Annotated in this window: 16 protein-coding genes; 10 read left to right on the top strand and 6 right to left on the bottom strand. The window is 74.0% G+C overall.

Translation table 11 applies throughout. The features are described 5' to 3' along the window. The first annotated feature begins 40 nt into the window (after nucleotides 1-40). From EDD40_RS05200 to EDD40_RS05170, 7 genes are all read left to right on the top strand, one after another. Nucleotides 41-4861 (top strand): ThuA domain-containing protein, encoded by a 4821-nt coding sequence (locus tag EDD40_RS05200; RefSeq protein WP_148088690.1) that lies wholly within the window; start codon nucleotides 41-43, stop codon nucleotides 4859-4861. Nucleotides 4862-5011: 150 nt separating this feature from the next. Continuing rightward, nucleotides 5012-6169, top strand: a complete 1158-nt coding sequence (locus EDD40_RS05195; RefSeq protein WP_123741872.1) for an inositol-3-phosphate synthase — start codon at nucleotides 5012-5014, stop codon at nucleotides 6167-6169. Continuing rightward, nucleotides 6166-7020, top strand: coding sequence for an SCO3242 family prenyltransferase (locus EDD40_RS05190; protein ID WP_123741871.1), 855 nt, complete (start codon nucleotides 6166-6168; stop codon nucleotides 7018-7020). The genes EDD40_RS05195 and EDD40_RS05190 overlap by 4 nt, the downstream gene beginning before the upstream one ends. Beyond that, nucleotides 7017-8489, top strand: coding sequence for an EboA domain-containing protein (locus tag EDD40_RS05185; RefSeq protein WP_123741870.1), 1473 nt, complete (start codon nucleotides 7017-7019; stop codon nucleotides 8487-8489). Before EDD40_RS05190 ends, EDD40_RS05185 begins: the two co-directional genes overlap by 4 nt. Then, nucleotides 8489-9337 carry a TatD family hydrolase gene (locus EDD40_RS05180; RefSeq protein WP_123741869.1) on the top strand — a complete coding sequence of 283 codons (849 nt, stop codon included), beginning with the start codon at nucleotides 8489-8491 and terminating at the stop codon, nucleotides 9335-9337. The genes EDD40_RS05185 and EDD40_RS05180 overlap by 1 nt, the downstream gene beginning before the upstream one ends. Next, a complete protein-coding gene (gene eboE / locus EDD40_RS05175) occupies nucleotides 9337-10437 on the top strand; it encodes a metabolite traffic protein EboE (protein WP_123747779.1) in 1101 nt (366 codons plus the stop codon). Before EDD40_RS05180 ends, eboE begins: the two co-directional genes overlap by 1 nt. Then, nucleotides 10434-11843: an alkaline phosphatase family protein gene (locus EDD40_RS05170; RefSeq protein WP_123741868.1), complete on the top strand. Its 1410-nt coding sequence runs from the start codon at nucleotides 10434-10436 to the stop codon at nucleotides 11841-11843. The genes eboE and EDD40_RS05170 overlap by 4 nt, the downstream gene beginning before the upstream one ends. 11 nt (nucleotides 11844-11854) lie before the next feature. On the opposite strand, the gene EDD40_RS05165 is transcribed toward EDD40_RS05170, so the two are convergent. Both EDD40_RS05165 and EDD40_RS05160 read right to left on the bottom strand, forming a co-directional pair. After that, a complete protein-coding gene (locus tag EDD40_RS05165; protein ID WP_148088689.1) occupies nucleotides 11855-12370 on the bottom strand; it encodes a hypothetical protein in 516 nt (171 codons plus the stop codon). Between the two features lie 208 nt (nucleotides 12371-12578). Beyond that, nucleotides 12579-14738 carry an MMPL family transporter gene (locus EDD40_RS05160; protein WP_123741866.1) on the bottom strand — a complete coding sequence of 720 codons (2160 nt, stop codon included), beginning with the start codon at nucleotides 14736-14738 and terminating at the stop codon, nucleotides 12579-12581. Between the two features lie 103 nt (nucleotides 14739-14841). On the opposite strand from EDD40_RS05160, the gene EDD40_RS05155 reads away from it, so the two are divergent. The 3 genes from EDD40_RS05155 to EDD40_RS05145 all read left to right on the top strand — a co-directional run bounded on the left by EDD40_RS05155 (nucleotide 14842) and on the right by EDD40_RS05145 (nucleotide 17757). Then, nucleotides 14842-15789: a phosphotransferase family protein gene (locus EDD40_RS05155; RefSeq protein WP_123741865.1), complete on the top strand. Its 948-nt coding sequence runs from the start codon at nucleotides 14842-14844 to the stop codon at nucleotides 15787-15789. 190 nt (nucleotides 15790-15979) lie between these two features. Beyond that, complete coding sequence (locus EDD40_RS05150; protein WP_123741864.1) at nucleotides 15980-16705, top strand: HEAT repeat domain-containing protein; 726 nt, start codon at nucleotides 15980-15982, stop codon at nucleotides 16703-16705. Next, nucleotides 16699-17757: a MerR family transcriptional regulator gene (locus EDD40_RS05145; protein WP_123741863.1), complete on the top strand. Its 1059-nt coding sequence runs from the start codon at nucleotides 16699-16701 to the stop codon at nucleotides 17755-17757. Before EDD40_RS05150 ends, EDD40_RS05145 begins: the two co-directional genes overlap by 7 nt. Here EDD40_RS05145 and EDD40_RS05140 read toward each other — a convergent pair. The 4 genes from EDD40_RS05140 to EDD40_RS05125 all read right to left on the bottom strand — a co-directional run bounded on the left by EDD40_RS05140 (nucleotide 17745) and on the right by EDD40_RS05125 (nucleotide 22904). Beyond that, entirely contained in the window at nucleotides 17745-18659 is a 915-nt protein-coding gene (locus tag EDD40_RS05140; RefSeq protein ID WP_246037421.1) for a serine hydrolase, read from the bottom strand. The genes EDD40_RS05145 and EDD40_RS05140 overlap by 13 nt on opposite strands. A gap of 233 nt (nucleotides 18660-18892) precedes the next feature. Next, complete coding sequence (locus tag EDD40_RS05135; protein ID WP_170184953.1) at nucleotides 18893-20041, bottom strand: MFS transporter; 1149 nt, start codon at nucleotides 20039-20041, stop codon at nucleotides 18893-18895. Further along, complete coding sequence (locus tag EDD40_RS05130; protein WP_170184952.1) at nucleotides 20035-21282, bottom strand: aldehyde dehydrogenase family protein; 1248 nt, start codon at nucleotides 21280-21282, stop codon at nucleotides 20035-20037. The genes EDD40_RS05135 and EDD40_RS05130 overlap by 7 nt, the downstream gene beginning before the upstream one ends. After that, nucleotides 21279-22904 carry a hypothetical protein gene (locus EDD40_RS05125; protein ID WP_123741860.1) on the bottom strand — a complete coding sequence of 542 codons (1626 nt, stop codon included), beginning with the start codon at nucleotides 22902-22904 and terminating at the stop codon, nucleotides 21279-21281. The genes EDD40_RS05130 and EDD40_RS05125 overlap by 4 nt, the downstream gene beginning before the upstream one ends. Nucleotides 22905-22946 lie beyond the last annotated feature (42 nt).

Genomic DNA, 22946 nt, shown 5'->3' with positions numbered 1-22946 from the left:
CGCCGGCACGCCGGGCGGAACAGAAAGCGTGTGGAGGATCGTGAGAACCCCTGTTGTCCGCTTGCGCACCGTCCTCGCCCTGGTGCTGGCATCCCTCGTCGTGGTCGGCTTGCTGCCGGCGACCGCGACGGCGCACCCCGGCCACGACGCGCCGGCCGAGTTCCGAGCCCTGCTGTTCACCAAGACCGCCGCGGGCGCCTACCGGCACGACTCGATCCCGGCCGGTGTCGCGATGGTCGAGAAGCTCGCCGCGGAGCACCACTTCGAGGTGGTGCACAGCGAGGACGCCACCCAGTTCACCGACGCGAACCTGGCCGGTTTCGACGTCGTCGTCATGCTCCAGAACGGCGGCATGGTCTGGGACACCGACGCCCAGCGCGCGGCCGTGAAGAAGTTCGTCAACGACGGCGGCGGCATCGTCGCCATCCACAACGCGACGGACATGAACATCGAGTCGTCGTTCCCGTGGTGGGACGACTTCGTCAACGGCGGCGCGCACATGACCGCGCACTCCGCCAACGGCCTCACCGCCACCTCCTACCAGGTGGACGAGGTGCACGAGTCGACCAGGCACCTGCCGGACCGCTGGCGCAAGGCCGAGGAGTGGTACAACTTCAAGCCGAGCATGCGCGGCAAGGTGCACCCGCTGGTCGAGGTGGACGAGAAGACCTACGACCCGGGCTCCGAGGCCATGGGCCACGACCACCCGATCAGCTGGTGCCGTGACGCCGAGGGCGGCCGGGTGTGGGCGACCGGCATGGGCCACAACGCCGCCGACTACACCGAGCCGGACTTCGTCGCCCACGTGCTGGGCGGCATCCGCACCGCCGCCGGCGTCGTGTCCTCCGACTGCGGCGCGACCGTCGACGCCAGTTTCGAGAAGGTGACCCTGGACGACGCCACCCGCGCGCCGACCACGCTGGACATCGCGCCGGACGGCCGAGTGTTCTACACCGAGTTGCTCGGTGAGATCCGCGTGCACGACCCGGCCACCGGCGCCACCTCCACGGCGCTGTCCCTGCCCGTCTACAGCGGTGGCGAGGACGGCCTGGTGTCGCTGGCCCTGGCGCCGGACTTCGCCACCAGCAACCACCTGTACGCGTACTACTCGCCGTCGGGCACGGCCGAGGTCAACCGGGTCTCGCGGTTCACCGTCGAGGGCGACGTGATCCGGCCCGACAGCGAGAAGGTCCTGCTGGAGATCCCGGCGTCGCGCCGCGAGGAGCCCGGTCACACCGGCGGGTACCTCGAGTTCGGGCCGAACGGGAACCTGTACATCGGCGTCGGCGACGACACCAACCCGTTCCAGTCCAGCGGGTACGCCCCGGTGGACGAGCGGCCGGGCCGCGACCTGTTCGACGCGCAGAAGACCTCGGCGAACACGAACGACCTGCGCGGCAAGATCCTGCGCGTGCACCCGGAGGCGGACGGCACCTACACCGTCCCGGCGGGCAACCTGTTCGCGCCGGGCACGGCGAAGACCCGGCCCGAGATCTACGCCATGGGCTTCCGCAACCCGTTCCGCTTCAACGTCGCCTCCGACGGCACCCTCCACCTGGCGGACTACGGCCCGGACGCGGGCGGGGACAACCCGTCGCGCGGCCCCGGCGGCATCGTCGAGTGGAATGTGGTCGAGGAGCCCGGCAACTACGGCTGGCCCTACTGCGTGGGCGACAACACCCCGTTCAACGACTTCGACTTCGCCACCAACACGTCCAAGGCGAAGTTCGACTGCGGCAACCCGGTGAACGACTCGCCGAACAACACCGGCCTGACCGCGCTGCCCGCCGCCAAGCCGGCCGTCGTGTGGTACGGCAACGGCGCCGAGGGCGACGAGTTCCCCGAGATGGGCGCCGGCGGCGAGGCCCCGATGGCCGGGCCGCGCTACGAGTTCGACCCGGACCTGGCCTCGGACGTCAAGTTCCCCGAGTACTACGACGGCAAGCCGTTCTTCTACGACTGGGCGCGCAACAAGTTCTGGACGTTCTCGCAGGACGACCAGGGCGGGCTGCTCAAGATCAACGAGTGGTTCAGGGGCGCCGCGCCGCTGGCTCCGATGGACGTGAAGTTCGGTCCGGACGGCGCGATGTACGTGGTGGAGTGGGGCGGCGGCTACGGCCGGGACAACCCGGACTCCGGCATCTACCGGATCGACTACACCCGGGGCAACCGCCGGCCGACCGCGAAGGCGACGGCCACCCCGTCCTCGGGCCGGGCGCCGCTGCCGGTCGGGTTCTCCGGCGCCGGGTCGGCCGACCCCGAAGGCGCCGAGCTGACCTACGCGTGGACCTTCGGCGACGGCGGCTCGTCCACCGAGGCCGAGCCGACCCACACCTACCGGTCGAACGGCGTGTACAACGCGCAGCTCACCGTGACCGACCCCTCGGGCAAGAGCGGCGTGACCAACGTCCAGGTGACGGTGGGCAACACCGCGCCGTCGGTGACCATGGCGTCGCCGGTCGACGGCGGGTTCTTCGACTTCGGCGACGAGGTGGCGTTCGACCTCGACATCACCGACCCGGAGGACGGGCAGCCGGACTGCTCCAAGGCGGTCCTGCAACCCGCGCTCGGCCATGAGGCGCACGCGCACCCGATCGACCAGATCAACGCCTGCGAGGGCGAGTTCGCCACCCTGGTGGACGAGGGCCACGCCGACGCGGACATCTTCTACTCCGTCGACGCCTCCTACACCGACGGCGGAGCCGGCGACCTGCCGCCGCTGGTGGGCCGCGACCTCGCGGTGATCCAGCCCAAGCACAAGCAGGCCGAGTTCCACCAGGAGTCCTCGGGCGTGCTGATCACGTCGGACCCGGCCGCCGAGTCGGGCAAGCGGGTCGGCGACATCGGCGACGGCGACTGGATCGCCTTCCACCCGGTGAACCTGCACCGCATCGACCGCGTCACCGCCCGGGTGGCCTCGACGGGCTCCGGCGGCTCGATCGAGCTGCGCGAGGACTCGCCGACCGGCGAGCTGGTCGCCACCATCGCGGTGCCCGACACCGGCGGGATCGACCGGTACGCGGCCGCACCCGAGGTCGCGGTCGCCGACCCCGGCGGCACGATGAAGCTGGTCGCGGTGTTCCGCGGCCCGGCCAACCGGTTCACGCTCGACTCGTTCACGTTCATCGGCAAGGGCGTGTCGGTCAACGCCGCGCCGCACGTGGTCGTCACGGCCGACCCGGCGACCGGCACCGCGCCGTTCACCACCAGGCTCACCGCGACGGCGACCGACGCGGAGGACGACGCGCCGTTCACCTACTCGTGGGACCTCGGTGACGGCACGTCGGCGTCGGGCGCCACGGTGGAGCACACCTACGCGGCGGACGGCACCTACCACGCGTCCGTGACGGTCACCGACGTGGCCGGTCGGACCAAGAAGGTGTCCACGCCGGTGCTCGTGCGCGACCCGCCGATGCCGCCCGTCACCTGCGACACGCCCAACCCGGCCCTCCCGCCGAGCGACGAGTTCGACGGCGACCGGCTCGACGGGTGCCGCTGGAACGCCGTCGTGCGGCCGGACCTGGCGTCGATGCGGATGGGTGACGGCGTGCTGAGCATCGACACCCTGCCGGGCGACATCAACGGCTCCGCGAACGACGGCCCGCGCAACTTCGTCCTGCAGACCGCGCCCGCGGGCGACTGGACGGTGGAGACGAGGGTGGCCGCGCCGGTGGTCGAGCAGTGGCAGCTCGCCGGGTTCATGGTGTACGGCGGCGACGACGACTACGTGAAGTTCGACGTCGTCGCGCGCAACACGCCGGGGCAGGCCGTGACGCTGGGCGCGGAGCTCGTCTCCGAGAACGACGGCTCGTTCGGCAACGGCGGCAACCGGGCCCTCGCCATCGGCACCCCCGAGAGCGGGTGGTGGCACCTCCGGCTGAAGAAGGAGGGCAACACCTACCGCGGCGAGATCAGCGACGGCGGCACCACCTGGACGTCGATGGGCGACCCGGTGACGAACGACGTGCCGAACGCGAAGTTCGGCCTGATGGCGATCGGCCCGAGCCAGACCATGGGCCCGGTGACGGTCGACTTCGACTGGTTCCGGGTGACCGGCGTGGACACCACCGCGCCGGAGGTCACGGCGACCGTCGACCCGGCCGGACCCACCGGCGCGGACGGCTGGTGGACCGCGGCGCCGACCGTGGCGCTCGACGCGGTGGACGCCGGCTCCGGTGTGGCGAGCACCGAGTACCGGATCGACGGCGGCGACTGGCGGCCCTACACCGCGCCGTTCCCGGTGACCGGTGACGGCGCCCACGCGGTGCGGTACCGGGCCACCGACGTGCGGGGCAACAGGTCCGAACCCGGCTCGGTGTCGGTCAAGGTCGACGCGAACGCGCCGGCGGTGAAGCTCACCGGGCTGCACGACGGCGTGAGCTACGGCCACGCCGAGGACAAGGCGGTCTCCTGGCAGGGCGAGGACGCCGCGTCCGGGATCGCCTCGGTCACCGCCGCGCTCGACGGCCGGCCGATCACCTCGGGCACGGGCGTCGCCATGCACACCCTCGCGCTCGGCGCCCACACCTTGGCGCTGACCGCGACCGACAAGGCGGGCAACAGGCGCGACGTGGTGGTGTCGTTCACCGTCACGACCTCGCTGCCCGACCTGCAGGCCCTGGTCGACCGGTTCGCGGCGGAACGGCGGATCACGTCGTCCGTCTCCCGCGGACTGGACCGCGACCTGGACGACGCCCGGCGGTTGCTGTTCGATGGCAAGCCCGCCAAGGCGATCGGGGAGTTGGAGGGCTTCCGCGACGCGGTCTCCCGCAAGGTGGGCGACCGGGCCGTGCGGGACCTGCTCGTCGCCGACGCCGGGGTGGTGATCGCGGCGCTGCGGAGCCAGGCGAGCGGTAGCTGAACGCGATGGCCGGAGCCGCCGCGCTCCGGCCACCCGCGCGTGGGGGGGCGGTTGCCGGACCGCGCCCCCGCCCGACCGGTGCCGGGACGTCCGCGTCCCGGCACCGGTCGGTGACCGGATCTTGAGTGAGCTGGTGAAGGAGGGTGGCCAATGACGGACGAACCCACCGGGCTGTGGCTGATCGGGGCACGCGGGTCGGTCGCGACGACGGCGATGGGCGGGCTGCTCGCGCTGCGCGCGGGCCTGGCGCCGCCGACGGGCTGCGTGACCGAACGACCGGAGCTGGCCGACGTCCCGATGCCGGGGTGGTCGGACCTGGTCGTCGGCGGTCACGACGTCGTGGACACACCTCTGGTCAAACGCGCCGAGCAGCTGGTGGACAGCGGCGTGCTGCCGCACCGCCTGCTCGGGGCGATCGTGGACGGCCTGCACGCGGCCGACGCCGAGGTCCGGCCGGGCTACCACCCGGTGACGCACCGGGGCAGCCAGGCGGAGGCGGCCCGCCGGTTGGCCGCCGACATCACCGACTTCCGCGAGCGGCACGGCCTGGCGCGGGTCGTCGTGGTCAACGTGTCCTCGACCGAACCGCCCGTGCCCGCCGCACCCGAGCACGACGACCTGGCCGCGTTGGAGGCGGCGCTGGCCGACCCGGGGCGCGCGGTGCTGCCGCCCAGCTCGGTGGCCGCCTACGCGGCGTTGCGCGCGGGCTGCCCCTTCGTGGACTTCACCCCGTCCACCGGCATCGCGCTGCCCGCGCTGGACGAGCTGGCCCACCGGGAACGGCTGCCCTACGCGGGACGTGACGGCAAGACGGGGGAGACCCTGCTCCGGACGGTGCTCGCGCCGATGTTCACCGCGCGGGCGCTGCGGGTGCGGTCGTGGGCGGGCACGAACCTGCTCGGCGGCGGCGACGGGGCGACCCTGGAGGACCCCGAGCACGCGAACAGCAAGCTGGAGTCGAAGGCGCGCGGGTTGGCGGCGTTGCTGGGCGAGGACGTCACCGCGCCGCTGCACATCGACAACGTGCCCGACCTGGGCGAGCAGAAGACGGCGTGGGACCACGTGTCGTTCGAGGGGTTCCTCGGCGTGCGCATGTCGTTGCAGCTGACCTGGACCGGGCTGGACTCGGCGCTGGCCGCGCCGCTCGTGCTGGACCTGACCCGGCTGGTCGCGGCGGCCCACGCGGCCGGCGAGGTGGGCGCGCTGGGCGCGCTCGGGTTCTTCTTCAAGGATCCGCTGGGCAGCGACGAGCACCGGTTCGCGGAGCAGACCCGGGAGCTGCACCGGTGGGCGGGGGAGCTGGCGTGAGGGCCTACGTGGAGTTGGTCCGCGCGCCGGCCGCGTTGACCGTGCTCGGCGACACCCTCGCCGGCGCCGCGGCGGCCGGGGTGCCGTTGCGGGGCAGGCGCTGGTTGCTGCCGCTGTCGTCGGTGGCGCTGTACTGGTCCGGGATGGCGCTCAACGACTGGGCCGACCGCGAGCTGGACGCGGTGGAGCGCCCGGAGCGGCCCATCCCGTCCGGCCGGGTGAGCCCCCGCGCCGCGCTGTCCGTCGCGGTCGCCCTCAGCGCGACGGGGCTCGGCCTCGCCGCGGCGGCCGGCGGGCGTGACGCGCTGGCGGTCGCGGTGCCCGTGGCGGCGGCGGTGTGGTCCTACGACACCCTGCTGAAGGACACGGCCGCCGGACCGCTGGCGATGGCCGTGTGCCGAGGGCTGGACGTGGTCCTCGGCGCGGGCCGCGAACGGGCGGTGAGCGCGCTGCCCGCGGCCGCCGTCATGGCCGGGCACACGCTCGGTGTGACGGCGCTGTCCCGCGGCGAGGTGCGGGGCACGTCCGCCGGCGCGGCGAAGGCGGTGCTCGGCGGCACGGTGGCGACGACGGTGGCGACGATCGCCCGGCCGGGGCGGACCTGGCGGCACCGGCTGGGCGCGCTCGCCGGCGCGACCGCCTACGCGGCCACGGTCGGCCGTGCCCAGTGGGCGGCGGTGCGCGACCCCGGCGCGGGCCCGGTCCGGTCGGCCACGAAGACCGGCATCCACGGCATGGTGCCGCTGCAGTGCGCCCTGGTGGCGCGAGGCGGGTCGCCGGCCGTCGCCGCCGGTCTCGCGCTGCTGCTGCCGCTGGCCCGCCGGCTCGGCCGGAAGGTGGGACCGACATGACGTTCCACCTGGGCTACGGCACCAACGGGTTCGCCAACCACCGGCTGGACGACGCGCTCGCGGTGATCGCCGACCTCGGCTACACCGGGGTGGCGCTCACGCTCGACCACCACCACCTCGACCCGTTCGCCGCGGACCTGCCGCAGCAGGTCAAGAGGGTGGCCGCGCGGCTGGACCGGCTCGGGCTGGGCGTCGTGGTGGAGACCGGCGCCCGGTTCCTGCTCGACCCCCGGCGCAAGCACCACCCGACGCTGGTCAGCGACGACCAGGAGGTCCGGCTGGACTTCCTGCGGCGGGCCGTGGAGATCGCGGCCGACCTCGGCGCGGACTGCGTGTCGTTCTGGTCCGGCATCGTGCCCGCGGGCGTGGACGACGAGGAGGCGTGGCGGCGGATGCGGTCCGGCGTCACGGCGGCGCTGGACGCCGCGGTCCGGCACGGCGTGCCCCTCGCCCTGGAACCCGAACCCGGCATGCTCGTCGAACGGCTCGACCAGGCGCTGCGGCTGCGCGCCGACCTCGGCTCGCCCGAGCTGCTCGGGATCACCCTGGACGTGGGTCACTGCGTCGCGGTCGAACCCGAGGACGCCGCCGCCTGCGTCCGCCGCGCCGGCGACCTCCTGCTCAACGTGCAGCTGGACGACATGCTGCCCGGCGTGCACGAGCACCTGGAGTTCGGCGAGGGAGAGCTGGACCTGGCGGCGACCCTCGCCGCGCTGGACGAGATCGGCTACACCGGGCTGGCCGGGGTCGAACTGCCCCGCCACAGCCACGCCGCGCCGGACGTGGCGCGCCGGGCGATGAGCGCCCTGCGCGAGGCGTCGGCCGGACCGGGGCCGGAGACGGGGAGCGCGCCTCGCGAGGCGTCGCCCGCGCCGGCGGCGGAGCACCCGTGGTTGGCGGAGGCCGAGCGCGCGGTGCGGGCCGACCCCGCGGCGATCCGGTCGCTCTTCCCCGCGGTCGGCCGGGCCGTCGGCAGGCAGGCGCTGCGCGGCGAGGCCGACCCGCTCGGCGTCGTGCACGGGACCGTGGACGACGAGGCCCGCGCCGGGCTGCTCGCCGTGCTCGCGTCGGTGACCGGCCCGCGGGAGCTGGCGGCCGAGCTGACCGGGCTCTACCGCTTCGGTGACGACGCGGAACGCCGTGGCGTCCTGCGCGCGCTCGCCTCCGTGGGGGACAAGGCGGCGGAGGCCGGTGTCGACCTCGTCAAGGACGCGTTGCGCACCAACGACACCAGGCTCGTCGCGGCGGCGCTCGGTCCGTTCGCGGCCGACCACCTCGACGCGCACACGTGGCGGCACGGCGTGCTCAAGTGCCTGTTCCTGGGAATCCCCCTCACCGCCGTGGCCGGGCTGGACCGGCGCGCGGACGCGGAACTGCGGCGCATGGTCGGCGCGTTCGCCGACGAACGCCGCGCCGCGGGCCGCGCCGTGCCCGACGACGCGCTCGAACTGCTGAGGAGTCAGACCTGATGCGCATCTTCGACCCGCACATCCACATGACCTCGCGGACGACGGACGACTACGAGGCGATGCACGCGGCCGGCGTGCGGGCGTTGGTCGAGCCCGCGTTCTGGCTGGGCCAGCCGCGCACGAGCGTCGGCTCGTTCACCGACTACTTCGACGCCCTCATCGGCTGGGAGAGGTTCCGGGCCGCGCAGTTCGGCATCCGGCACCACTGCGCCATCGCGCTCAACCCCAAGGAGGCCAACGACCCGCGCTGCGCCGAGGTGCTCGACGTGCTGCCGCGCTACCTCGCCAAGGACGGCGTGGTCGCGGTCGGGGAGATCGGCTTCGACTCGATGACCCCGGAGGAGGACGAGGCGTTCGCGCGCCAGCTGGAGCTCGCCGTGCGGCACGACCTGCCCGCGTTGGTGCACACGCCGCACCGGGACAAGGCGGCCGGCACGGCGCGCACGCTCGACCTCGTCCGCGAATCGGGTCTGCCCCCCGAACGGGTGGTCGTGGACCACCTGAACGAGATGACGGTGCGCGCGGTGGCCGAGTCGGGGTGCTGGATGGGCTTCTCGATCTACCCGGACACGAAGATGGACGAGGTCAGGATGGTCGCGCTGCTGACCGAGTACGGCACGGAGCGGGTCCTGGTGAACTCCGCCGCCGACTGGGGCCGGTCCGACCCGCTCAAGACGCACAAGACGGGCGTGGCGATGCTGGCGGCCGGGTTCGACGAGGACGACGTCGACCGGGTGCTGTGGCGCAACCCGGTCGAGTTCTACGGGCAGAGCGGCCGGCTGGCGCTGGACGAGCCGGAGGCGTCGCCCACGTTCGAGGGCAACTCGATCCTGCGCGGTGGCTCGTGATCCCGGCGTACTGCACCAACGTCCACCCGGCGGAGGACCTGGCCGGCGTCGTCGCCCAACTGGACCGCTACGCCGTCCCGGTGCGGGAGGCCCTCGGCGCCGACACCCTGGCGCTGGGGCTGTGGCTGGCCGAGCCGGTCGCGCGCGGGCTCGCCGCGGACGGCGCGGCCAGGCGTCGGCTGGCGGCGGACCTGCGGGCCAGGGGCCTGGAGGTGAGCACGCTCAACGCGTTCCCGTACGGCGGGTTCCACCACGAGGTCGTCAAGCACTCGGTCTACGAGCCGACGTGGACCGACCCGCGCCGCACCGCGTACACCCTCGCGTGCGCCACCGTGCTCGCGGACCTGCTGCCCGACTCGGCCGCCTACGGCAGCATCTCCACGCTGCCCCTGGCCTGGCGCGAGCCGTGGGACGGGGACGACGACGCGCGGGCGCAGGAGGCGCTGGACACCGTCGCCCGCGCCCTGCGCGAGGATGCGGCGCGGCACGGCAGGCCGATCAGGCTGGCCGTCGAGCCGGAGCCGGGCTGCGTGCTCGACACCGTGGCCGACGCCGTCGCGTGGCTGGCCGACCGCGTGGACCACGACCACGTCGGGATCTGCCTGGACACGTGCCACCTCGCCGTGTCCTTCGCCGACCCGGTCGACGCGGTGGAGGGCATCCGCGCGACCGGGCTCTCGGTGGTCAAGGTCCAGGCTTCGGCGGCGCTGGAGGTCGCCGAGCCGGGCGCCGAGGAGGGCAGGCGGGCCGTCGCCGGCTTCGTCGAGCCGCGCTACCTGCACCAGGTCCGGGAGAACACGCCCGCCGGCGTGCTCGCGGCCGACGACCTGCCCGAGGCGTTGACCGACCTGCCCGCCGAGCACCCGTGGCGCGTGCACTTCCACGTACCCCTGCACGACCGGCCGGCCGCGCCGCTCACGTCCACCACGGACGTGCTGCTGACGGCGGTCGAGGCGGTCCGGTCGACCTCGGACGCCATGCCGCACGTCGAGGTCGAGACCTACACGTGGACCGTCCTGCCCGGCGCGGGCGACGACCTCGCCGCCGGCATCGCCGCCGAACTGCGCTGGGCATCGGAGAACCTCGGAGGAGCGTCATGAAACCGCTGGTGGTCATCGACGTCGTCGGCCTGACGCCGGCGTTGCTGCCGCACATGCCGAACCTCGCCCGCCTCGGCGAGCGGGGCTGGCGGGCCGAGCTGGGCACCGTGCTGCCCGCCGTGACGTGCAGCGCCCAGTCCACGCTGCTGACCGGGCTCACCCCGGCCGAGCACGGCATCGTCGGCAACGGCTGGTACTTCCGCGACCTGGGCGAGGTGCACCTGTGGCGGCAGCACAACCGGCTGGTGCAGGGCGAGAAGGTGTGGGAGACCGCCCGCCGCGCCCACCCCGGCTACACGGCCGCGAACGTCTGCTGGTGGTACGCCATGGGCGCGTCCACCGACGTCACGGTCACCCCGCGGCCGATCTACCACGCCGACGGCCGCAAGTCGCCCGACGCCTACGTCCGGCCGCCCGCGCTGCACGACGAGCTGGTGGGCGAGCTGGGGGAGTTCCCGCTGTTCCAGTACTGGGGACCCACGGCGGCGCTGAAGTCCAGCGAGTGGATCGTCGGGGCGGCCCGCCGCGTGCTGGCGTCCCGGCGACCCGACCTGCTGCTGGTCTACGTGCCCCACCTCGACTACGACCTGCAGCGGTTCGGGCCCGACGGTCCGCAGGCCGCACGGGCGGCGGCCGACGTGGACGCCGCGCTCGCACCGCTGCTCGCCGACGCCGAAGCCGCCGGTGCGACCGTCGTGGCGCTGTCGGAGTACGGCATCACGGCGGCGCGCCGTCCCGTCGACGTCAACCGGGCGCTGCGCCGGGCCGGGCTGCTGGAGGTCTACACCCAGGCCGGCATGGAGCTGCTGGACCCGTGGGCGTCCCGCGCGTTCGCGGTGGCCGACCACCAGATCGCCCACGTCTACGTCGCCGACCCGGCCGACGTGCCGCGCGTGCGGGCCGTGCTGGCGGAGCTGCCCGGCGTGGACTCGGTGCTCGACCGCGCGGCGCAGGCCGGCGTCCACCTCGACCACGAGCGGTCGGGCGAGCTGGTCGTCGTGGCCGAACCCGACGCCTGGTTCACCTACTACTACTGGACCGACGACGACCGGGCCCCGGACTTCGCGCGCGGGGTGGAGATCCACCGCAAACCCGGCTACGACCCGGCCGAGCTGTTCTTCGACCCCCGCGACCGGCTGGCCAAGGCCAAGGCCGGGCTGAACCTGGCGCGCAAGAAGCTGGGCCTGCGCTACGCGATGAACGTCGTGCCGCTCGACCCGACGTGCGTGCTCGGCACCCACGGCAGGCTGCCCGACCGCGCCGAGGACGGCCCGGTGCTGCTGTGCTCGGACCCGGTCGTGCCGGACGCGGTCGAGCGCACCGGCCGCCTCGCCGCCACCGACGTGCGCGACCTGCTGCTGACCCTGCAAGGCCTGTCCGCGCCGGTCGCCGGAACCGGCCGATGAGCCGACCCGGGTCAGGGCACCCACTCGTAACCGGAGGCGACGGTGCCGCCGACCCACCCGCTGCCGGTGTCGTACTCGGCGGACGCCACCGTCCGGTAGTAGCCCGGGCCGCACACCGAGCCGCCGTAGTCGAGCAGCTGCTGGGGACCGTACGGTCCGCCGAACTCGCCGCTCGTCCAGCCGAACGGGCCGTACTTCCAGTCCGAGCCCCGGCAGAAGGCCCACGCGCTGCCGTTCCACACCTGCACGTCCAGCCGGGTGCGCCCGTTGCCGGTCGCGGTCAGCGTGCACGCCCCGGTGATGCCGCGGTTGGCCAGGTAGGCGTTGGCGTAGCCGATGTTCCCGGAGAAACCACCGGAGAAGTGGTCGATCGTGGCCGCGCCCTGCACGCAGTAGGCGACCGTCTGGTACACGGTCACCCGGCCCGTGCCGGTGTACGCGGACGCCGAGTGGCCGGTGACCACCAGCAGCGGCGCCAGCAGCAACCCGATCGCGGTCGATCGCAGTAGTCGTCGAAGTCCTGGCACGGGGGATTCCCTCCGGCTCGGCGCGGATCGCGGACGGCGGCCCGGATCCCGATTCGCCACCGGCGACCCGAGCACGCGCGGCCCACCCGCCCCGAAGGGCGGGTGGCGCGCTATCCCCCCTGCGCGGGTGGACCGACTCCCCAACCGGCAACCACCCGACACCAGAGAAGAGCGGCGGGCGGGGCGCTGGATACACCAGGCCGGGAAGTCACCCGATCGGCTCTGCGGCACGCGCTCGCCGGCGGCCGGGCGTCCACCAGGTGAGGTCGCCGAGCACGGCCATCGTGGCCGGGACGAGGAGGCAGCGGACGACGGTCGCGTCCACCACGATCGCGACCGCCATGCCGACGCCGAACATCTTGATCGTCGGGTCGTCGTGGGGCACGAACGCGAGGAAGACGCCGACCATGATCGCCGCCGCCGCGGTGATCACCCCGCCGGTGCCGACCAGGCCCTCGCGGACCGAGCGCACGGTGTCCCCGGTCCGGCGGAAGCGCCGCCGCACGTCGCTGAGCAGGAACACCTCGTAGTCCATCGACAGGCCGAACAGCAGGGCGAAGAGCATGAGCGGCACGAAGCTCGGGATGGGGGTCGGGCCGGAGAGCCCGATCCACGTCGCGCCCCACCCCCGGGTGAACACCGCGGTCAGGACGCCGTAGGCCGCCCCGATCGAGATCAAGTCCATCAGGGCGGCCTTGAGGGCGAGCAGCGGCGCCCGGAAGGCGAGCAGCAGGACCGCGACCGACAGCAGCAGCACGACCCCGATGACGAGCGGCAGCTTGTCGGTGATCCGGTCGGCGAGGTCCGCGCGGGCGGCGGCGCCACCGCCGACGTGCACGGTCACACCCGGCACGGCCAGGGCCCGCAGGCGGTGCACGAGGTCCGCCGTCGCCGGGTCGCCGCCCGAGGTCGACGGGATCAGCGCCACCGTGACGACCCGCCCGTCGGCGGAGGGCGTGGCCGGCCCGACGGAGGCCACCCCGGGCTGGGCCCGCACCGCGGCCACCAGTCGGGACGGGCGCGGGTCCCCGGCGTCGACGACCGGCGTCGACAACCGGCCCAGCACGGTGAGCGGCGTGCCCGCGCCCGGGCCGAAGGCCGCCGAGACGGCGTCGTCCGCCTGCCGGACGGCGGTGGACGTCGGCGAGGACCCCGCGTCCAGCTGGCCGAGCCGCAGGTCGGTCGCCGGTGCGGCGAGCAGCGCCAGCAGCACGAGCGCGGACCCGCCCGCCAGCCAGGGCCGGCGGGTCACCCGGTCCGCCTGACGCGCCCAGCGGCCACCGGAGCCGACCCGGCGGGTCAGCCGGCCGTGCAGCGTCCCGCCGCGGGCGAGCCGACGTCCGGCCAGCGACGTCAGCGCGGGGAGCAGGGTGAGCGCGGCGAGCACGGCGAACAGGACCGCGATCCCACACGTCCAGGCGAGCGTCCGCAGCAGCGGCACGTCGGTCAGCACCAACCCGGCGAGCGCGAGGGCGACCGTCACACCGGCGACGACCACCGCCGTGCCCGAGTCGGCGGCCGCGCGTTCGATGGCCTCCGGCGGCGCGAGGCCCGAGCGCGTCAACGCGCGGAAACGGCTGAGCAGGAACAACGAGTAGTCGATGCCGACGCCGAGGCCGACCATGAGCGCCAGGGTCGCCGCCACCGCCGGCATCGAGGTCAGGTTCCCGGCGAGCCCCACCACCTCCAGCGTGGCGAGCACCGAGAGCGCCGAGGTCAGCAGCGGCAGCACCGCGCCGACCACGCCGCCGAGCGCCAGGAAGAGGATGACGGCGGCCAGGAGCAGGCCGAAGTACTCGTCGCCGGTGCTGCCCGAGCCGTCGACGGCCTGGGCGAACGCCCCGCCGGGCAGCACCCGCAGGCCGGCGTCGGCGGCCGGTCGGGCGGCGTCGACGACGGCGCGCGCCACGTCCCCGGTGAGCTCGGCCCGGCGGACGTCCAGGCCCACCGTGAACCAGCCGGTCCGCCCGTCCTCGGACAACGACCCGTCCCGCGTCGAGGGCGGCTTCACCGCGGTCACGTGCACGGCCTCGCGCAGCGACGCCGCCGCCTCCGCCAGCGCACCGGAGCGGACCTCGTCGTCCAGCCGCCCGTCCTCGGCCACCAGGATCACGGTGCCGGAGGTGAGCGGGGCCCCCGGCGACGCGGTCAGGTCCCGCACGAGCTGGGCGTCGGTGCCGGGCAGGCTCACGTCGTTGTCCGTCGGCGTGCCGACCACCCTCGCCGCGGTCACCAGCGCCAGCACCAGCACCACCCACGCGCCGATCACGGCGAACCGCCGCCGGACGCACACCCGGCTCACCAGCGCGACGGCTCGGGCGGCCCGGCCGTCGGGTAACGCGGCACTCGTCGATCCCCCGGAGTTCACCGGTCCCTTTGTAGACCAGACCCGCCACCGGGATCATCCGGCCCCGTGCCGCAGCCGGCGAAAAGCGGGTGCGACCGCGGGGCGGCACGGGTGTACTCCGCCCATGGTCGACCACCGCCAACGCCACACCGACGACTGGCTCGCGCACTTCACCCGTCGCGGACACCGGGCGCCGCGTCCCCTCGCCGCCGGTGTCGAGGGCGCCGTCTACCGACTCGGGGAGGGCCTCGTCGCCAAGGTGTGGAGCGGCCGGCCGCCGGCCGACCTGGAGCTCTCGCGCCGCGTCCACGCGGACATCGCCCGCCACCCGCTGCCCTTCGCCACGCCGGAGATCCTCGACAGCGAGGTGCACGAGGGCGTACTCGTGACCTACGAGCGCGAGCTGACCGGGTCGCCCTTCCGCGCCGAGCCGGCGACGACCTCCGCCGAACGCGACCTGCCCGCCGCCGAGACCGCCGCGCTCCTCACCGTCCTGCGCGCCCTCGCGACCGTCCCCGGCACCGAGGCCATGCGCGGCCTCACCGTCCAAGGCGACGACCGGCCCCTCTGGCGGGACCGCACGCGCTTCCCCGACGCGCTCGCCGCCCTGGTCCGGCGTGCCACGCGCCGCCACGGCGACGTGCTCGCCGCCCACGTCCCGGGCCTCGCCGAGACGGTGCGACGGGTCGTCGACTCCCTCACGGCCCTGCCCGACTCCCCGGTCACCGCCATCCACGGGGACCTCGTCCCGCCCAACCTCCACGTGGACGACACCGGCCGTCCCACCGCCGTCCTCGACTTCGGCTTCTTCACCACCGCCGGCGATCCCGCGTTCGAGGCCGCCGTCACCGCCGCCGTCTGGGACATGTACGGACCGCACGCCCGGCACCACACCGCCACCCTCACCCGCCTGTTCGCCCGCGAGCTGGGTCACCGGCCGGAGACCCTCGCGCTCTACCAGGCGGCGTACGCCCTCACCACCTACGACCTGTTCTCCTCCGACGGCGACGACGGCCACTTCCACTGGTGTGCCGCCCTGCTCCGCGGACAGCGGGCGACGTCGACCCGGTGATCAGGCGTCGCGGTGGCGCTCCTGGTGATGCCGGCGCCACCGCGAGTCGGACGCCGGGTGCGTCGCGGCCCCGTCGGGTACGGTCGCCCAGCGTGACCGGGCAGGCCGGTTCGGGACCGGGTGATCTCCCGATCCGCCGGTCACGGGGTTGACCTTGACACGGTGACAAGGTGTCCACTGGGCGCAGGAGGTGGTCCCGATCCCCACGACAAGCGGAACCCCGCAGCACGCCCGAGTGGCCGACGCCCTCGGCGCCGAGGACTCCTCGGTCCGGCTCAAGGCGGCCCTGGCGGCCGGCACGAACCCGGACCCCGGTCTCCTGGAGGCGCTCGTCGAGCGGTGCGCGGTCGAGCCGGACTTCTTCGTGCGCGACATGCTGTCCTGGGCGCTGACCCGCCTGCCGCCGGAGCTCACCCTGCCCCGCCTCCGCCGTGAGCTCGACTCCGGGCGCGCCCGGAGTCGCAGCCAGGCGTTGCACACGCTCTCCAAGATCGGCGACCGGAGCGCGTGGGCCTGGATCACGCGGGACATGCTGCGCGACGCCGACGACGAGGTCGCGCGGACCGCGTGGCGCGTCGCGGTGGCCTTGGCCCCGGAGGACGGGCAGGCGGGGCTGGTCGACGAGCTGGTCGCGCAGTTCGCCCGCGGCGACCGCGAGGTGCGGCTGAGCCTGAGCCGGGCGCTGGTCGACCTCGGCGACGTGATCACGCCCGCCCTGGCGCGGGCGGCGGCCGACCCGGACCCGGAGGTGGCCGCGCACGCCCGGGCCACCGAGGTGCTCCTGCACGACCCGGACGCGGGCTTCGACCTGGCCATCGCCGAGGCGACGCGAGTCGTCACCCTCGGCCCGGAACGAGCCGCCGCCGTGCCGGGGAGCGCCGAGCCGGCGGTGGCGCCGGAGAGCACGGCTTGCTGATCGGGGACGTGGCCCGGCATTCCGGGGTGAGCACGCGGATGCTCCGGCACTACGACGCGCTCGGTCTGGTGCGGCCGAGCGGTCGCACCGTCGGCGGTTACCGCGAGTACTCCGCCGAGGACGTCCGCCGGATCTTCCACGTGGAGGGCCTGCGGTCCCTCGGGCTCTCGCTCAAGCAGGTCGGGCGCGCGCTGGACGACCCGGCGTTCACACCGTCCGCCCTGGTCGGCGACCTCATCAGGTGGACGGAGGACCGGCTGGGGCGGGACCGGGAGCTGCTCGAACGGCTCCGCGCGATCGACGCGTCGGCGCCCACCGGCTGGCAGGGCGTCCTGCGCGTCGTCGAGCTCATGCAGGGGCTCGACTCGGCGAGCGCCGCGCGCAGGCAGCAGGCCGTCCTGTCCCGGCCGGAGGACGCGCCGATCGCCGCCGACCTGCTGGCCGGCGCGGTGCTGGCCGAGGCCGACCCCAACGTGGCGGGGGCGCTGCGCTGGGCGCTGGCCCGGTCAGGCGGCGACGGCATGGCGACGCTGGCCGCCGGCGCGCGCTCGGCGGACGCCGAGGTCCGGCGGCGCGCCGTGCTGACGATCGCGGAGATGCCGCGGGCTCCGGGCACGAGCGCGGTGCTCGCTGAAGCGCTCGGCGACCGGGACCCGGCCGTGCGCGGGCCCGCCGCCCTGGCGCTGGGCAGGCGTGGCGTGATCGCGGCCGTGCCGACGCTCGTCGGCATGGTGGTCGAGGGCGTCAACGACGTCGACGCGGCGGAGGTGCTGGGCGCGTTGTCCCGCGACCCCGCGCACGCGGACCGGATCATGGCGGCGCTGGTCGACGAACTGGCCGAGCCCACCGCGGACTCCGCGATCAGGATCCGCCTGACGCAGGCGCTGGTCGAGCTGGCGGGGACCACCGCGCGGGAGGTGCTGCGCCGGCTGGCCCACGACGACGACCGCGCGGTGGCGCTCGTCGCCACGGCCTTCGTCGGAGTCCTCGAAGAACGCTCCGCCGCAGGCCGCGGCCGACCCCCGGGACGGGACAACGATCAGCGGAAGTAACCGTCGAACATGATCCGGCTGATCCCGGTCGTGGTTTCCATGCCCACGTCGTACCCGTTCTCGACCACCTGGGTGTTGTTCATGATGGCGAGGGTGTAGCGCTCGTCGGGTCCGACGAAGCCGACGGAGTTCATCAGCCACGAGCCGTCGTCGTTGTCGTCGGACCAGCCGTTCTTGTTGCCCGGACGAGCGGCGGCGCCGGCGCCCCAGACACCCCACTGCTGGTTGGCGTCGACCGAGCGCATCTCGGTGACGATGTAGTCGCGGTGGGCGGCCGGGAGCCGGGTCAGCACGTAGTTGATCAGCCGGTCGAGGTCGTCGGCGGTGGTGAGGATCCAGCCCCAGTGGTGCGGGTGCTCGTCGGTGAACCGCATGTCGGTCATGCCGTAGGACGGGAAGCGGGACGCGAACTCCCGCTCGCCGCCGTAGCGGGTCCACAGCGTGTGCGCCGCGTTGTCGTCGCTGGAGTTCAGCATGCGGTGCATCAGGTCGCGGTCTTCCGCCGTCAGGCTGACGGTGCCGGCGTCGTTGCGCAGCAGCAGGTCGACGACCATGGCGAGCTTGGGCGTGGAACAGGCCCAGACGAGCGCGCCCGAGTGGCCGTTGCGCCAGACCGCGCCGGTCTTCCGGTCCCGCACCACGATGCCGGCGAAACCGGGTCGGCTTTCCGCGTAGGCGTTCGCCCGGCGGATCCTGGTCAGCAGCGTCCAGTCGAAGTGCGTTTTGGAGGCCACGGGGTTGGCCTGGTGCGTGCCGGGCGCGGCGGCGGGAGCGACCGGAGCGGCGGGCGCGACAGGAGCGGCGACCGGGGCCGCGGTGCTGACCGCCGGAGCCACCAGCGGGGTGAAGCCGGCGGCCACGACCAGCGCGGTCACGGTCATTCGTTTGTCGAGTGCCCTCATGTCGAGGCAACGTAGCAGGGTCCGGGTTCGCCCAGAAGGGGACTCGGGTGACCATGGTCATCATAACGGAACAATCACGAGGACAACCTGTCGTTGCCCGCTCCGGTTATCAGCGGAAATGTCTGTCGGAGGGCGTGGTTATCGCGGTGAGTGGGTGTCGCGGGCTTGTCCCGCCGGCAGGAATTCAGCTGATCGGGCACCGGGGGAAAAGGACAAATCCTCCCCGTCGCCGGTCAACGCGAAAGTCGGGCCGGCGCCCGGAATTCGGCGACGGCGGCGGTCAGGAACAGCGCGGTGACGGCGGCCAGCGCGAGCATCAGGCCGTCCGGGGGGAGCAGGTTCGCCGCGGCGCTGCCGATCAGCGGGCCGACGAGGCTGCCCAACGCCCACAGCACGGTGGCCCCGGCGTTGGCGTCGACCAGCTCGTCGTCGGTGAAGTCCTGGCCGATGCGCACCAACCCGAGCGTGTAGACGCCGCCCGCCGCCGCGCCCAGCACCACCAGGGCGGGCCACGTCAGCACCGACACCCCCAGCAGCAGCGGCATGGCCAGCGCCAGCAGCAGCACGAGCACCGCGCACCCGACGTGCAGCCGACGGCGGTCGACGTGGTCGGCCCACCAACCCAGCGGCACCTGGAGCAGGGCGTCGCCGGCGAACACCGCCCCCACCATGAGGACGGCGACCGCCTCGGCGTGCCCGTGCGCCATGCCGTACAGCGGCAGCAGCGCCAGCACGGCGCTGTCGAAGAACGAGAACATCAGCACCGCGAGCGCGATGGTCGGCGCCGCCCGCGCGAACGTCCACGCCGCGGCAGGCTTGCCGGCCTTGAACGCGTCGATCCGGCACGAGACGGCGGCCAGCAGGGCGATGCCGGGCACGTGGGTGAGCACGGCGACCAGCAGCGACCACTGGGCGGCCGAACCGAACAGGGCCAGCAGCCCCGGGCCGGACACCTGGCACAGCGTGAACACCGACGTGTAGAGGGCGATCCAACGCCCCCGCGTGGCCTCCGCCGTCACGGCGTTGATCCAGGTCTCGCCCAGCACGAGCAGCAGTCCGGCGAACACGCCGCCGGCGAACCGGAGCACCAGCCACACCGGGACGTCGTCGGTCACCGCGAGCAGCCCCGTGCTCACCGCCGAACCGAGCATCCCGGTGACCAGCAGCGGTTTGACCCGCCACCGCCACGTCAGCGGGCCGAGGCACATCACCGCGGCGAGGATGCCCACCGCGGGCAGCGCGGCGGCCGTCCCGATCAACGCGGACGACGCGCCGCCGCCGCTGAGCCGCAACGACACCAGCGGCACGGTCAGGCCGGTGACGAGCCCGACCACCGCGACGGTGCAGATCGCGGCGACGGGCTCCCAGCGCCCGCTCAGCACGCGCCGCCCCGCCGCGCGACCAGGTGCAGGGCGATGTCGCGCTGCGGCAGGGTCGCGCCCGGCACCCGGACCCCGTCCACGTACAGGCAGGACGCCGCCGGCCCACGCCCGCCGTAGGGGAGATAGCCCTTCTCCGCCAGGTGCAGGTCGGTGTCCCACAGGATCGAGTCCGCGTCGTGCGACGGCGAGCCGATCAGCGACTCCACGTACGGGCTGTGGCCGAACACCGAGACGTACATGGCGTTCGCGGCGTACCGCTGGTCCTCGAAGTACCGGCGCAGCTCCGCGTCGTCGTCGTAGGGCTGGAGGAAGAACACCGGGGCGAAGAACTCGCGGAAGTTGCCGCCCAGCGCCAGCTCCTTCTCGAACGCGGTGGGCTTGATCATCCCGCTGACGGGGTTGACCTCGCCGCCGTACACCCAGGACTCCCGCTCGTCGCGGAACCGGCGGCCCGTCTTCAACGCGTGGTCGGGGTCGGTGTTCGGCCCCACCACGTTGTCCGGGTCCGAGTACGGGCCGACGCGGTGCTCCAGGTCCCGCAGCCGCGCCAACAGGGTCTCGCGGAACGCGGCCAGGCGCTCGCGGTGGACCAGGATCGCGTTCGGCCCGGCGCAGTCCTGCCCCTGGTTGTACAGCACGACCCGCAGCGCGCTGCCGACGGCGAGGTCGACGTCGGCGGTCTCGGTCACCACCAGCGGGTTGTGGCCGGAACCGTTGAGGATGAACAGGGTCCGCCTCGGGAACGAGCGTCGGACCTTCGCCGCGTTCTCCGGTGTGCCGGTGAACACGACCGCGTCCGTGCGGTGTGCCCGCCGCGCGACGAACTCCTCCTTGTCGTCGTAGGACACGTGCAGTTCCGGGAAGTGGGCGGGGAGGTCGAGCACGTCGGCCAACGCCCGGTAGTGCGGGTGCATGGCGGTCGGCGGGCGCAGCGCGGTGTCCTCGGCCATGAACGACGGCACGACGCCGAAGCACACCGTGGCGTAGAGGGGTTGGTTCAACGGCAGGAACGTGGTCACCGCGCCCACTTTCCCACCGAAGTGCTCCCGGTTGAGGTGCAGGTTGTCCAGCAGGTCGACGGACCGCTCGATCTCGTCGAGCGCGACGTTCGCGCACTGGTAGCCGGAGAGGCTGCGCACGATCTCCGCGGCGCGCTCCCGCAGGGACACGGCGAAGGCGCGCGCCCGGTCCTGCACGACGGTGAAGTCCACCGGGGCCGGGCGGACTGCGGATCGGGTCACGGCGAACCACCTTCGGAGCGGTCGGACGGGGGAACGGCGCGGGACAGGGCGTCCCGGACCAGGGCCAGCGAGCGGCGCGTGCCGGTGATCCGCAGCCAGGTGGCCAGTCGCGGGCCGTGCGGCCGGCCGAGCAGGGCCAGGTACAGCGGCCGGTAGGCGTCGGGGTGGCCGTCGAGCGCCTTGTGCAGCAGCACGCCGGGATCGGCGTGCGGCGCCGACGCCAACGCGTCCGCCAGCCGGCGGAGCACGGTGGTGGCGGTGGTGTCGAGGACGGCGGATCGTGGCGCGGGACGGGCGTGCAGGTGGAAGCGCCACGCCCGTGCCACCAGGTCGGGCTCCGGGCGGCGACCCGGCGGGAAGACCCGCTCGACGAACGCCACCGCGGCGGCGTGGTCGACCGGCGCGCAAGCGGCCAGGACCCGCACCAGGGTGCCGAACCGCGGGCCGCCCGGCGGCGCCGTCGCGCCGATCCGCCGCAGCCGCAGCCGGGCGCCGGCCCCGCGACGCGGGTCACCCGCGAGCCGCGCTTCGTGGCGCACCGCGTCATCGGCCCGCAGCACGGACGCCAGGTCGAACCGGCGTGGTCGGCGTGGCTTGCGGTACAGCAGCATCCGCAGGCCCTCGCGGGTGAGGCAGCCGATCGCGTCGTCGAGGGCGAAGCCGTTGCCGACGGTCTTCGAGATCTTCCGGCCCCGCTCGTCGACGAACAGCCCGTACTCGAAGAGCACCGGCGGCTCGCGCCGCAGCCGCTCGAACACCTGACGCACCACGCGGGCCGAGTCCGCCAGGTCCTGCCCGTGCATCTCGTAGGCGATGTCGCCGCTGAGCAGGCGCAGCGCCCAGTCGGCCTTCCACTGGAACTTGCCGCCGCCGCCGAGCGCGGACACGGTCACCGGCTCGCCGATCGGCTCGCCCGCGTAGTACTCGTGCGGTTCGAGGCCGTGGTCCAGGCCGGGGCGCTGGATGACCACGTCCCGCGGGATCTCGTAGGTGATCGTGCCCCGGTGCGGGTCGACGTCGAGCACCCGCGTGTGCTCGACCACCCGGCCGGTGTGCGGGGACACCGGCATCACGATGCTGTACGACCTGCGCCTCAGGGCGCCCACGGAGGCGCCGACCAGGGCGTTGACCTCCGCGAAGTCCGCGAGGAAGGCGCGGATGGCCGAGTCGTGGCGGCCCGACCGGTAGAGGTCGGAGCTGCGGACGACCTCGCAGTCGACCTCCATCACGTCGAGCACCCGGCGCAGCCGGTCCACCATGCCCTCGGCGAGGCTGGGCGCCACGCCCCACGGGTCCGGCACCCGGTGCAGCGGCATCCCGAGGTGGGGCGTCAACGCGGCCCGGTCGGGGACGGTGTCCGGCACCTTGCGCAGGGCGTCCATGTCGTCGGCGACCACGACCAACCGGGTGCTGCGCCCGGTCGCCTCCTCGAACGCCCGCCGGACGAAGGACGTGCGGACGACCTCGCTCACCGTGCCGACGTGCGGGAGGCCGGACGGGCCGAAACCGGCGCCGAACACCACCGGTCCGGCGACCTGCCCACGTCGTTCGAGCAGGGCGGCGATCCGGTCCGACTCGACCGCGCACCAGTCGCGTGGGACGTGGTCCAGCCGAGCTGACATGGCTCTCCCCGGGGTGGATGAGGGGCGGCGGCGAACCTCCGC

This window comes from Saccharothrix texasensis (assembly GCF_003752005.1).
In the GTDB taxonomy this organism is placed as follows: domain Bacteria; phylum Actinomycetota; class Actinomycetes; order Mycobacteriales; family Pseudonocardiaceae; genus Actinosynnema; species Actinosynnema texasense.
Note: the sequence above shows the minus strand (reverse complement) of the source record. Positions and strands in the feature narration are given on the sequence as shown.